Source organism: Vibrio palustris (assembly GCF_024346995.1).
GTDB classification, from domain to species: domain Bacteria; phylum Pseudomonadota; class Gammaproteobacteria; order Enterobacterales; family Vibrionaceae; genus Vibrio; species Vibrio palustris.
Genome location: NZ_AP024888.1, coordinates 912575 through 926069 on the forward strand (window position 1 = coordinate 912575; position 13495 = coordinate 926069).

The 13495-nt window shown below is 45.7% G+C and carries 12 protein-coding genes; 6 read left to right on the forward strand and 6 right to left on the reverse strand.

Features of this window, described 5'->3' with window-relative positions; genetic code table 11:
- Positions 1-49: 49 nt before the first annotated feature.
- Positions 50-1057: a thiosulfate ABC transporter substrate-binding protein CysP gene (cysP, locus tag OCU30_RS16585; RefSeq protein WP_077314860.1), complete on the reverse strand. Its 1008-nt coding sequence runs from the start codon at positions 1055-1057 to the stop codon at positions 50-52.
- Between the two features lie 234 nt (positions 1058-1291).
- Here cysP and cysM point away from each other — a divergent pair, with 234 nt between their 5' ends.
- Positions 1292-2173, forward strand: coding sequence for a cysteine synthase CysM (cysM, locus tag OCU30_RS16590; protein WP_077314859.1), 882 nt, complete (start codon positions 1292-1294; stop codon positions 2171-2173).
- Positions 2174-2296: 123 nt separating this feature from the next.
- Here the strand turns inward: cysM and OCU30_RS16595 are convergent, their stop codons facing one another.
- From OCU30_RS16595 to OCU30_RS16605, 3 genes are all read right to left on the reverse strand, one after another.
- Positions 2297-3121 (reverse strand): aldo/keto reductase, encoded by an 825-nt coding sequence (locus OCU30_RS16595; protein WP_077314858.1) that lies wholly within the window; start codon positions 3119-3121, stop codon positions 2297-2299.
- A gap of 164 nt (positions 3122-3285) precedes the next feature.
- Positions 3286-4590 carry an L-cysteine desulfidase family protein gene (locus OCU30_RS16600; RefSeq protein WP_077314857.1) on the reverse strand — a complete coding sequence of 435 codons (1305 nt, stop codon included), beginning with the start codon at positions 4588-4590 and terminating at the stop codon, positions 3286-3288.
- A gap of 327 nt (positions 4591-4917) precedes the next feature.
- Entirely contained in the window at positions 4918-6513 is a 1596-nt protein-coding gene (locus OCU30_RS16605; RefSeq protein WP_077314856.1) for an ABC-F family ATPase, read from the reverse strand.
- Positions 6514-6870: 357 nt separating this feature from the next.
- Between OCU30_RS16605 and OCU30_RS16610 the strand changes: the two genes are divergently transcribed.
- Positions 6871-7359 (forward strand): hypothetical protein, encoded by a 489-nt coding sequence (locus tag OCU30_RS16610; RefSeq protein ID WP_077314855.1) that lies wholly within the window; start codon positions 6871-6873, stop codon positions 7357-7359.
- Between the two features lie 85 nt (positions 7360-7444).
- On the opposite strand, the gene OCU30_RS16615 is transcribed toward OCU30_RS16610, so the two are convergent.
- The gene (locus OCU30_RS16615; protein ID WP_077314854.1) at positions 7445-7795 is read right to left on the reverse strand and encodes a putative quinol monooxygenase; all 351 of its coding nucleotides are present in this window, start codon (positions 7793-7795) and stop codon (positions 7445-7447) included.
- Positions 7796-7916: 121 nt separating this feature from the next.
- A complete protein-coding gene (locus OCU30_RS16620) occupies positions 7917-8210 on the reverse strand; it encodes a YkgJ family cysteine cluster protein (RefSeq protein ID WP_077314853.1) in 294 nt (97 codons plus the stop codon).
- Positions 8211-8424: 214 nt separating this feature from the next.
- On the opposite strand from OCU30_RS16620, the gene OCU30_RS16625 reads away from it, so the two are divergent.
- From OCU30_RS16625 to OCU30_RS16640, 4 genes are read left to right on the forward strand one after another with little or no spacing between them, the layout of a single operon-like run.
- Positions 8425-9261 carry an ATP-binding cassette domain-containing protein gene (locus OCU30_RS16625; RefSeq protein ID WP_205408814.1) on the forward strand — a complete coding sequence of 279 codons (837 nt, stop codon included), beginning with the start codon at positions 8425-8427 and terminating at the stop codon, positions 9259-9261.
- On the forward strand, positions 9258-10085 hold the full coding sequence (locus OCU30_RS16630) for an ABC transporter ATP-binding protein (protein ID WP_077314852.1): 828 nt from the start codon (positions 9258-9260) through the stop codon (positions 10083-10085). The genes OCU30_RS16625 and OCU30_RS16630 overlap by 4 nt, the downstream gene beginning before the upstream one ends.
- On the forward strand, positions 10082-11623 hold the full coding sequence (locus tag OCU30_RS16635; RefSeq protein WP_077314851.1) for an ABC transporter substrate-binding protein: 1542 nt from the start codon (positions 10082-10084) through the stop codon (positions 11621-11623). The genes OCU30_RS16630 and OCU30_RS16635 overlap by 4 nt, the downstream gene beginning before the upstream one ends.
- A gap of 23 nt (positions 11624-11646) precedes the next feature.
- Positions 11647-13401, forward strand: coding sequence for an ABC transporter permease subunit (locus tag OCU30_RS16640; protein ID WP_077314850.1), 1755 nt, complete (start codon positions 11647-11649; stop codon positions 13399-13401).
- Positions 13402-13495: the final 94 nt, after the last annotated feature.

Sequence of the window (13495 nt, forward strand, 5' to 3'; positions counted from 1 at the left end):
CAACCACATGATGCCCGTAAATCTATACAGGCATCATACAGTTATACGTTTAACGACGCTGTAATTGATCTAAGCGCGCACCACGTGAGAATTGCGTTTTCATCGCATTCGGCCAACCGCCGGTGATTTGTTTCACTGTCATCAGATCCACTTTAGGGAATCGATCGGCTTCTTCAGCCAACACATCTTTATCATCAACACGATAATTAAAGCTAGCCAATAGGCGTTGTGCAGGTTTGCTATATAAATAATTCAAATATTCATGCGCTAATTTTTCAGTGCCATGGCTTTTCGCGTTGGCATCAACCACAGCGACGGGAAACTCAGCAAGAATCGAGGTTTTAGGTACAACCACTTCGTATTTGTCGGAACCATATTGATCACGAATGTTATTCACTTCAGATTCAAACGTAAGTAACACATCGCCTAAGCCACGTTCCACAAAAGATGTCGTTGCACCACGACCACCGGTATCAAAGACGGCAACATTACGCAGCATTTTTTTCAAATACGCATTTTGGTCAGCAATATCGTCTTTACCAAAGGTCTTTTGTGCATAGCCTAACGCGGCCAAATAGGTATAACGTCCATTACCCGAGGTTTTTGGGTTAGGAAATACCGATGATACGCCATCACGGGCTAAATCTTTCCAACTGTGAATATTTTTAGGATTTCCCTTACGAACTAAAAATGCGGTGGTCGAATAATACGGTGAACTGTTGTTTGGGAATTTAGATTGCCAGTTTGCTGGGATCAAATTACCTTTATCATGCAAAACTTGAACGTCTGTTACTTGATTAAATGTGACCACATCTGCTGGCATACCTTGCAAAATAGCACGCGCTTGGGTTGATGAACCTGAGTGGGATTGTTTAATCGTGACATCATTACCTGTTTCTTCTTTCCAGTGTTTTTTAAACAATGGGTTGTAACTGGCAAATAGCTCGCGGGCAATATCATAAGATGAGTTAAGTAACGTTTGTTCTGCCGCTGATGCTGCAAAGCTGCTCGCCAGTAACACGCTCGCTAGCAACGTTTTGGAAAATGGATATTTCATGAATACTCCGTATACGGTGTTGTTCCTATTATTCACAACAGAGTATTAGAATTTCTAAGAATGATAAATCCAAACAATATAACCTTTTGATATAACACCTTACCAAACCTTGTAGTTTCTAGATTTAATCCTTGTTTTTTATATTAAAGAACTTTTTAATAACCGCTAGCTCAAACATAATGACGCTTGTTAATCGGATTATCGACTCCATCAATACTACATAAGGACTTCTTCGTGTCAGAATTTCCAACTATCGCCGATTATATCGGTCATACCCCACTCGTTCGCTTACAGCGTTTGGCAGGTAATACCACGAGTACCGTATTAGTGAAGCTGGAGGGGAATAACCCTGCAGGCTCTGTCAAAGATCGTCCGGCGTTTAATATGATTCAGTGTGCTGAAGACCGCGGAACAATTAAACCTGGTGATACGTTAATTGAAGCCACCAGCGGCAATACTGGTATCGCTTTAGCTATGGCCGCAGCCATAAAAGGCTATAAAATGATACTGATCATGCCACAGTCTTCTACCCAAGAAAGGGTCGATTCAATGAAGGCTTACGGAGCCGAACTTATTTTAGTTGAAGGGATGGAAGTGGCGCGAGATCTTGCCTTGAGTATGCAACAAAATGGCCAAGGCATCGTGCTCGACCAATTTAATAACCCCGATAATCCCGAGGCCCATTTCAAATCAACCGGTCCAGAAATCTGGCAACAAACGCAGGGTAAAATTACTCACTTTGTATCGAGTATGGGAACCACTGGCACTATTATGGGTGTTTCTCGTTACCTCAAATCACAAAAACCTGATGTCACAATTGTGGGTTTACAACCATCTGAAGGGAGTAAAATCCCGGGTATCCGTCGGTGGCCGGCCGAATATTTACCCGGTATTTTTGATGCGGCGAACGTTGATCAAGTGATTGATGTTGAAGAGCAGGACGCAATAAAGACCGCCCGTGAACTTGCTAGTTTAGAAGGCATTTGTGCGGGAGTTAGTTCAGGTGGCGCTGTGAGTGCAGCCATAAAAATTGCCGATGAAAACCCAGGCTCTATTGTGGTTGCCATTGTGTGTGACCGCGGCGATCGTTACTTGTCATCTGGGCTATTTTCATAGTACATCGATAAACAAGAATTGACGTAAAAAAGGGCGTACGCAACATCATGCGGACGCCCTTTTTAGCTCATGTGTTTTAAGCGAAACCGTTAACCTTCCGCTCACCGAGCAATAGTTACATGATTAATTGAATGTTTCTGGATCGGGTCCGAGGCGTTCACCACGCTCTAACGACGCAATTGCAGTAATATCATCTTGATCTAATGAGAAATTAAACACATCTCCGTTCTCTTTTATACGTGACGGCGTCACTGATTTAGGGATAACGACATTCCCAGATTCAATGTGCCAACGAATGATGATTTGTGCTGGCGTTTTGCCATGCTTTTTCGCGATCGTTTCGATAACGCTATCGCTGAGTGCATTATTTTGTGCCAACGGACTCCACGACTCTGTGACCACTCCCATTGACTCGTGCGCTTGCTGCATCGCTTGTTGCTGCATATAAGGGTGCAGCTCAATTTGGTTGATCACAGGTTTCACACCAGTATCTGCAACTAAATGCTTGAGATGACCTTCGGTAAAGTTAGACACACCGATGGACTTAACTAATCCCTGTTTTTGCATTTCGATGAGCGCTTGCCAAGTTTCGACATATAAACATTTATTCGGTCTTGGCCAATGAATCAGCAATAGATCAACGTAGTCGGTACCTAGCTTTTTAAGACTTTGCTTAATAGCTTCCCACGCCGCATCATAGCCTTGCGCATCATTCCATACCTTAGTGGTCAGAAAGAGATCTTCACGCGAAATACCGCTTTGTCTAATGCCTTCACCAACGCCTTCTTCATTACCATAAATCGCGGCCGTATCAATGTGTCGATACCCACATTGTATCGCTTCTTTTACTGCTAATGCCGCCTGCTCATTGGACGCTTTCCATACGCCTAAACCAAGTTGCGGTATTGAGTGACCATCGTGAAACTGAATTCGTGCTGCTGATGTCATGAGAACTCCTTAAGTGGCGGTGATGGTGTAGAACACTGCAATGCTCTGAGATTCGTTCCTACACAATCGACCAAAATATACGTTCTCACCGTATCATACTGACGTACTAAATCTACCACCCAGTTCAAATCATGGCACTGTGTCACAACCTAACCTAAGATAACCTACACTGACTTGCTAACCATAATATCGAGAATTTGGACGTCTGTTTGCATCATCGAGCCATTGGCTAACGCTGATAAATTAGCGATAGAGTCATCCACATTATTGGCTACGATGCCTTCTTGACCCGAAACAAACTGATTATCAATCGCCATTAGGGCTGCTTTAAGAGCCGCCCCCGCTGATGAGGAGACTTTCATCGCACATGCGGTTTTGGCGCCATCACAAATTACTCCGGCGACGTCCCCTATCATGCTGCTGACGGCATAACTGACTTGTTGATAATCGCCGCCCAATAAATAAGTAATACCCGCAGTTGCGCCCATTCCTGCCGTCGTTGCGCCACACAGAGCAGATAATTTGTGTTGCTGCGCTTTAATATAAATGGCCATCAAATTGGTGAGCACAAGCGCACGTAATGTTTGCTCACGAGTTGCATTGATAAATTGTGCAGTGGCCACCACAGGCATTGTTGCCGCAATCCCTTGATTACCTGAACCAGAGTTACTCATGGCGGCTTTCATCGCGCCATCCATTCGAGCATCGGACGCCGCCGATGTGCGCATCAACACTTGGGTGAGTAAATCGTTCGACAACAAGCCACGGTCAATATTGCGTTGTAACGTCGCGCCAATCTGTAGACCATAATCGCCCTGCAAACCTTCTTTGGAAAGGGCATCATTTAATTGCTGGGCTTGCTCTATAAATTCAATATCAGCAAGTGGCGCATGACGGGCAAACTCATCAATATCTTGCGCCTTCGCATCCGACATAATTGCGGTGACGTTTAACATTGCTGAGGTTTCGCAAGACTCAGAGGTAACAGGCGCTTGATACATCGTAAGCCCATTTTCCTCGATTGAAATTACGTGAGTATGCGCGTCGGCAATCGTGACCGCCACATTATTATCACCATCACTGACCGTCACTTTGGCATAAAGAATATGATTGACGGGCGCGACTGTCATCGACACCGCTTGCGCGTCGACTAATTGCTTGGCTTGCTCTACATCATGCGGGGTAATCGCTTCTAATACTTCTAGACCAGCATTAGGGTTACCCGCAATCGCGCCAAGCGCCGCGGCAATAGGTAGGCCAACCATCCCTGTCCCTGGAATGCCAACGCCCATACCATTTTTCATCAAATTAGGAGAAACATTGACCGTAATACATTGAGTCGGCGCCGATAAGCGTGCCGCACCGATAGCGGCAGCAAGCGCAACAGAGACCGGTTCTGTGCACCCTAATGCTGGCACCACCTCATGTTGCAGAACTTTAATAAAGGGAGTCCAAAGTTGTGTATTCATAAACATTCCTTACCGCCAGTTGTCGTTACGCCGCATTGCGCTGATAACCAACTATAACCTCAGTAACGAATAATTATTTCACTATATTTCCTATTAAATTAATCAAATATATAAATAAATTTTTCTTTAAATATAAATAATAGAAAAATTTTCTATTAAAACTATTGATCATGATAGATAAGCCAATGGCGTGCCGAGATCTTAGCGTGATGGAAGAGGCCCAGCGAGCGCAAAGATGTCCCAAATAGACAAGCATAAAAAAAGAGCAGTGATAACACTGCTCTTTTTTAAGTTGTGATGAAAACACTCATCCATCAAACCAATGGCTTAGCCCGCTAAGCCTTGCTTAGCAAGATACTCATCGTACGTACCATGGAAGTCGTTGACACCTGCATCGGTGATTTCAATAATGCGCGTCGCGATAGAAGAAACGAATTGACGGTCATGAGACACAAACATCAACGTTCCCTTGTAGTTTTCTAACGCAAGGTTAACGGCTTCGATTGACTCCATATCCATGTGGTTGGTTGGCTCATCCATCAATAAGATATTTGGACGTTGCATGATAAGTTTACCAAACAACATACGGCCCTGTTCACCACCCGACAGGACTTTGACTGATTTCTTGATATCATTTTGTGAAAACAGCATACGACCAAGAATACCACGTAGGGTTTGCTCGTCATCGCCGTCATTTTTCCATTGACCCATCCAATCCAGTAAGGTCATATCTTCACTGAAATCATGAGCATGGTCTTGAGCATAGTAACCAATGTTGCTGTTTTCAGACCATTTAATATTACCTGCTTTCGGTTCCATCACCCCAGCTAGCGTATTAAGCAAGGTTGATTTACCAATACCGTTAGCACCGATAACGGCAATGCGCTCACCTACTTCCACCATAAGGTCAACGTCTTTGAAAAGCATGTTGTCATCGTAACCTTGCGTTAGACCTTTTACTTCTAGCGCATTACGGAATAATTCTTTTTCTTGATCGAAGCGAATAAATGGCGATTGACGGCTAGACGGTTTCACTTCATCCAGCTGAATTTTATCTAATTGCTTTTGACGAGAGGTCGCTTGCTTCGCTTTTGATGCGTTTGCAGAGAAACGACTTACGAACGTTTTCAGCTCCGCAATTTGTGCTTTCTTCTTCGCGTTATCGGCATGTAGACGTTCGCGAGCTTGCTCCGCTGCAATCATGTACTCATCATAGTTACCGTGGAAAAGGCGCAATTCACCGTAATCCAAATCAGCCATGTGAGTACACACAGTGTTAAGGAAGTGGCGGTCGTGGGAAATGATGATCATGGTGCAGTTACGTGCTAACAAAATCTCTTCCAACCACGCAATGGTATGCATATCCAAGTTGTTGGTCGGCTCATCAAGTAACATGATTTCTGGTTCAGCAAACAGCACCTGTGCTAGCAAAACACGTAATTTAAGGCCTGGAGCAATTTCACTCATCAAACCGTAATGCTGCTCTTCAGGAATACCTAAACCAAGCAACAATTCTCCGGCACGCGCATCGGCAGAATAGCCATCCATTTCTGCGAATTCGACTTCCAAATCACCCACACGCATGCCATCTTCGTCAGACATTTCTGGCAAAGCGTAAATACGGTCACGTTCTTCTTTTACTTTCCATAAATCTTTATGGCCCATGATGACAGTATCAATGACTGAGTAATCTTCAAATGCAAACTGATCCTGACCTAGCTTCGCCATGCGTTCGTTTGGATCGGTGATAACCGTCCCTGACGATTGTTCCAGTTCACCGCCTAAAATTTTCATAAAGGTCGATTTACCACAACCGTTCGCGCCGATAAGGCCGTAACGATTGCCATTGCCAAATTTTATTGAGATGTTTTCAAATAATGGCTTATCGCCAAATTGCATGGTGATGTTTGCAGTTGATAGCACAAGAAATCCTAAATTGGAGGTCAAAAACGTAAAAAGCCATTATAAGTGGCTTGTGAATGTGAGCATAATAACAGTTTTTATCCACGCTATCAGCTCTAATCGGGGCTTAGAACAATAACAATCGCGGGCAGAATGCGAGTAAAATGCAATAACATTGTGTTTTTGTTCGATCTTTCTACCAAATACTATCTTATTCAAATATTCGGTTGCTATTCTCGGTTGTTTTTTATCTAATAGCGTCCATATAAAAGGGACTTCTAAACCAAAGCAAGGTTTGCCTCATTCACGCGAAATTGTTGTAATGACAGTGTCGTATTCAAATTGTTTAAATTATTAAGTAAAAGGTTGGGACGGTGAATGTCTGACGTATCCACAAATACAAGCAGTACCGCGTCTGTTATGCAGTCGGTATTAGATTTTATGAATTCAGGCTGGGGCTATTCAATCGGGGGAATTATCCTGGTTGTCGCGGCTGGCTACTGGGGTGTGCGTAAACTCAACACACCAAGCTTTGTGATCAAACAGATCCGCAAGCGCAACATGAAAGAGATGAAGAAACAAGGCGCAGAAACCAACGAAGCCATGCAAGATATGGATCGTTTATTAGACTCGGTTGAGAAATATGCCAACAAGCAAGGCATGAAAGGCTCAGAAATGGCAAAACTACTGACGCCACTGCAGCAAACCAAGTCGAACCCATCTGCCGCTAACTTTTACCAATCAATGGCACATATTGCGAGAAACATTAACGACACTAACTTGTCGAACAAATTGTTGAAAAAAGGTAAGCAAGTAAAATCAAGCTCAGCCTTGATGGCAGGCCTTCTTAAGCGTGCGGGTATTTAATTCCCAGCATTGCAAAAAAACCGGCGCTCATTGAGCGCCGGTTTTTTTATGCCTGATTGTAAACACTCATTACCGAGCCAGCAGGCTAGTCAAAAATAGGCGCATCGTAATCATAACCTTCATCGGTATACGCTGTGACCATCGCATCAGCGACTAAGCCATGTTCATCCGCCACATGAGTTGCAAAGAAATCATGGATTTGCTGACGGCGACCATGGGCAGCCCACGCGTCACTATTTTGCCAAATTTCATTGAACACAATCGGATAATCGTTGTTCATCGCGCTCGGGTGGCTAATTTGACGCGTCACAGTATATTGAATACAACCATCTTCTCTGTGTGCATCCGGCTCTAATGCTTTTAGTACTTCGAAAAGTTCCGCTTCTTTGCCTTCTTTTGGTTTAAATTGCGCAAACACATAGACTTTACTCGACATATACTTTCCTTTCGATTTAATAAATACACTTAAGACTCATTCACCGCAGACGATTTACTCGCTAAAGGCCGTCACAAATACGGGCTTGTGCGATTAGGTCAAATGCAACTGACCGGGTAAATTAGAGAAACTTGGCACGCTCTTCAAGACATTCATAAGAAGCTACTTCGAACTCTCGGCATATCCACGGACGGTTTTCATAAATCGTACACATGTAGGTGTCTCTGTCCATGGCAGAACACCAGCCATCCTCTAACCGTAACATGGTTTCACCGCCCCACTCATCACGCTTGATGTGTTTTTCTGGCACACCCGTATCGGAAATGATCATCACTTCTAGGCGGCAACAACATGCTTCACAGTTTGAGCACGCCACTTCTTCTGGCGGTAAATCGGTTTTAATCGGTATATTCATGAGGACCTTAAATCTTGGACATACTAGCATGATACCTGATTTACGAGCTGATCATAGAGGCAAGCTTTCACACAGCAGGTCTTTATTATATTCGCGTTAATCACGTTCACTTATTGGCTGTTACAATTTGAAACAAACTAATGATTGTGACGCTAGCGGTTGATTATATTGATATGTTATAACATCTTTAAATTAACCTAATGACGATCATTCAGTGCCTGAATTACTACCCTCTTCCTGTATTTTACATGTCGACAATTTGTCCCTTGCGATAAGTCATCAAGAACTGGTAAAAAACATCAGTTTTCAGCTTCACCAAGGTGAGCGCGTGTGTCTGCTCGGCGCATCGGGATCGGGGAAGTCACTGACGGCGCGAGCGTTAAGTGGCACCTTGCCACCGCATTGCCAAATTTCAGGAAAAGTGACAGTCAATGGGCATGACGTCACCCACCAGCCGATACTACAGCGCTCTAATTTAGGCCGTGTCGCGACGGTTTTTCAAGACTCTTTTGGTGCCCTCAATCCATTAATGAGTGTCGGCAAGCAATTATCCCTAAGTACTCATATTGGTTCCCAGCATGAGCTCTCATCTTTATTGGAAAAAATGCACATCACCGATAGCGATACATTGCTATCTCGTCTGCCTGCCGAATTGTCAGGTGGACAACGTCAGCGTTTGTGCATCGCACTGGCTTTGCTCAGTGGCGCCAATCTACTTGTAGCGGACGAGCCTACCACCGCATTGGATGTACTTAATCAACAGCAAGTGGTCGATTTGCTCAAACAATGTACAAAAAATAACGCGTGTGACCACAGTGAGCACTTACACGGCACACCGCTTTCATTGCTATTTATTACCCATGATATTCACGTTGCGGCGCAGCTTTGCGAGCGAGCCATAGTATTGTACGACGGTCAAATTGTTGAGCAAGGCTCGATGGAAAACCTGTTAACGGCCCCGCAACACCCGTATACACAACGGTTGGTTGCCGCGGTAAAAACCACCGATGAATACATTGCGCCCTTTATCCATAAGGTACAACCAGCATGAGTCTCTCTTCTACGTTTTTGCAACTATCCAATGTGACTTTTGCTCCGCAAGCCACGCCGATCATCGCTGATTTATCATTGGCTTTGACGCATAAAGAGCGCGTGGGCTTAGTGGGCGCATCAGGAAGTGGTAAATCCACCCTACTAAAGCTGATGTTAGGTCTTGTGCGCCCAAACGGTGGTACTTTAACATGTCAACAACGCGTCATTGATGCTCGTCCATGGCGTTCACTTAATTGGTATCGCCAGCAAGTACAATACATACCTCAAGATCCGCATCATTCTTTGCCGCCCCAGCAAACAGTGCAACAAGTATTGATAGAGCCAATGAAGCGTTTAAAGCGCCGCATGCCTAGCGCACAAGACTTACACAATGCCGTCGAACAAGTCGAATTACCTCATAATGTATTGCAAAAAACCATTGGGGAATTGTCTGGCGGACAAGCCCAGCGCATTGCATTAGCGCGCGCGCTTATCATCAAACCGCAATTTTTATTAGCTGATGAGCCCACCAGCGGATTGGATTTTCCGTTACGTGAGCAAATGAAAACACTGCTTGGTAATGTCTGCGAGCAGCATCACATGGGGCTACTTGTCGTCACACACGATATTTCAATGGTTGCAGGATTATGCGATCGGTTATTGGTCATGAATCAGGGTCATGTAGTCGAAGACCGCCACACTCAAGAAGTACTGCAAGCGCCACATCATCCGTATACACAACAATTATTGGCAGCGGTGCCATGTATGCCATGCCATATTCACCATTTAACCCATCATCGGCCATTATCGAGCCATCTAATACAAGGACATTCTCATTCATGAAATCAACGCATTATAAAACATGGTCACTGTTAGGCCTCATGGTGTCCGTCACGACCTTGAGTGGGTGTTTTGATAATACCGATAACACGAGTGCCACCGCTCAACAATCCGCGGTGACTGACTCCGGGCGTTTACGTTTAGCCATGCTGCAACCGCCGCGCTCAGGTCTCACGCCATTAAGTGATGATGCGTTTAAACTGTCACGTTGGAGCACGGCAGAAACCCTAACTGTGTTAGACAAAGACGGCCAATTACAACCCGCTCTCGCCAAACAATGGGAACAAATAAGTCCGACTCAGTGGCGCTTTGAGCTACGTCCTGAGGTTACGTTTCATGATGGAGAGTCACTGACAGCCGTCAGTGTAGTAAATGCGCTACAAGCCGCCACGCAAGCGTCACCTAAGCCGCGTATTCTTGATGGTGTTGATTTAACAATTAAAGCCGATGGTGACAATGCTGTCCTTGTGACGAGCAAAGTGGCAGACCCATTATTAGCACAACGCATGACAAGTCCTCAGCTTGCAATTTTATCGCCTAACGCATACGGAAAAAATGGCATCATTAATCCGATAAAAGCGGGCACTGGCCCCTTTGTATTAACCAAAATACAAGGCACGAGTGGCGCCACGTTAGATCGCTATGACCACTATTGGGGTGATAAAGCACAGGCGTCAGGTATTGATGTCAGTTTCGTACCAGATGGTATCGCCCGCGCGGCGGCATTACGTACTAACAACGCTGATATTGTGGAAGCGATTCCGGTATCACAAGCCCCATTATTAGATCCGGCTTTAGTACACGAAGTTCCAATGCCACGTACCAACACTTTGTACCTTAATACCAAGCGTGGTGTCATGAAAGATCCGGCGATGCGTGCAGCGGTACGTGATGCGATTAATCGTCAAGTCATCGTCAATAACGTTTATGAAAAACGCGCTGATATTGCCACCGGATTGCTTGGGCCTGCGATACCTTGGGCGGCTAAACTGCGCCACCCCGTGGCTAATCCAACAAAAGCAGGTAATCCTCAGGGAAAAACCATTACCCTTGCAACCTTTACCGATCGGACCGAATTACCGGAAGTCGCCGTGTACCTTGCCCAGCAACTCACCCAAGCCGGCTTTAACGTTAAGCAGGATGTCCGTGAATACTCCCAGATAGAATCTGATGCGTTAGCTGGCAAGTTTGATGCCTTCATATTGTCACGAGCGACCGTGTTAGACTCAGGCGATCCGGTGGCTTATATGTACAGCGACTTTGCTTGTAATGGTTCATTTAATATTGCTCAGCTGTGCCAAGCTAATATCGACCAAGCACTGCATAAGGCCAGTCAGCTACCTGCAGGAAAAGAGCGTCAAGCCGCTATTATGGCAGCAGAACGTCTTATTCTTAAAAGCGATGCCGCGATCCCAATGTTGCATGAACGAGTTATCCAAGGTGAATCTTTACAGGTAAAAGGGGCGCTGCGCGATCCTCGTGAACGCGTATTAATTGATAGCGCGACTCATCTTGTCGATGACAACATTACAACGCCTTAACTTCTTAGAGATAATCTGATTTTATGACGAGCTTTACCGCGTTCCGTTCTTTACGTTTTATAACGTTACTCTCTAGCCTTTCACGCCTGCTAACACTAGCAGGCGTTGTGGTTGTCGTCGCTCTGCTTCCTTGGCTGTCCGGCCACGATCCTGCTCTTGCATTATTGCGGGCTCGCTCTGCTGAGCAAAACCCGAGCCCTGAGGCACTGCAAGCGATCCGCGATGCACTGGGTCTAGACCAAGGTCCTATGCACCTTATGATGAGTTGGCTACAAGGCCTCCTACATGGTGATGCCGGCGTATCTTGGGTATCAGGAAGGCCTATTATGGATGGTATGCTCAATGCAGCGAGTGTGTCATTGAGTTTAATGGGCTTTGCGCTCACGGCAGCACTAGTCATTGCTTTAGTAATAGCCGCTCCTACTATCAAACGGGGTTTACAAGGTGATGCGTATCGTAGTCATGGTATTATCGCCGTTATTTTCACCGCGTTACCTGAATTTCTGTTGGCTTCCTTATTACTTCTGATCGGTGCTATTTGGTTGCAGTGGTTTCCACCATTTGGCTGGAAAAGTGTCCACTATGCGGTGCTGCCTGCGCTCTCTCTTGCGATACCCGCGGGCGGATATTTAGGTCGATTACTTTCTGACACCATCGCTCACGTTTTTACTGAACCTTGGATTGCCACTTGGAGTGTTGCCGGTATCAGTCGCTGGCACATCACTATTGCTGTATTAAAGCGTGCGATTGCCACCGTATTACCCTTGATGGGACTGGTGTTAGTGTCATTAACGGGCGCGGCAATTGCGGTCGAGAAAGTGTTTGCTATTCCTGGCTTAGGCCGTGCCACTTTGGGGGCCGCGATTGCTAAAGACATGCCAACACTGCAATTGGGCATACTGTTTATTCTTACCATCGCGTTTATCACTGGTATTAGCGTTAACCTTTTGCGCTACCTGCTTTTGGGTCGTGCGCTGCGCTTAGGGGCTTTACCACCGGCGAAAGAGCACACCACAACACCATCAGGCAAAGCCCGCTCTCTCCCGTGGATTTGTTTACTGCTGCTCAGTCTTGTTATTGCGGTAGGAATATTTAGAGATCCCTTTATGATCCAATACGCTCGATTAGCTGAGCCATCATGGCAACTGCCGTTTGGCGCTGATGCAATGGGAAGAGATATTCTCGCGCGCGTTGCCCATGGCAGTTTTTATACCTGCTTAGTCGCATTAACCATTGCTGTACTGTGTTTAGTCATTGGCTTCATCATCGGGCAATTTCCGCGCCTTATGGCCGGTCCCATTGAAATGGCCAATGCGCTACCGCCGGTTATTACAGGGCTATTGATTGTCGCCGTCTCTGGGCCGGGAATGATTGGCGCAAGTATTGCCGTCTTATTAGTCAGCTGGGCACCGTTAGCGGCGCACGCAGCGGCGCTGACAGAAGAAGTCAAAGCGCGATCTTATATACAAATGTTACCACTTATCGGGGTAGGCACAATAAGACGCCAACTGTGTTATGTGTTACCGGCGATTTTTAAACCCTTGCTACGCCATGCCATGCTGCGTGTCCCTGGGATGGCATTAGCTTTAGCCTCACTCGGCTTTCTTGGTTTAGGAGCCATGCCACCAAGCCCAGAATGGGGGCGCATTTTAGCTGAGGGCATGCCTTATGTGGAACGCAGTTATTGGGTGGTACTGGCTCCGGCATTGTCATTAATCACTTTGTCGGTTTTCGCGGTCAGTGCCGCAAGTATTTGGGGGCAGCCGCGTCGCCGCTAGTAGTATGCCGCTTGGCGCAACCTATCATTCGGCCGTATTCTTAAGCACAGAAGACGGCCGACTCTAGTATCGTGAAGTATGCTGGATATGAATC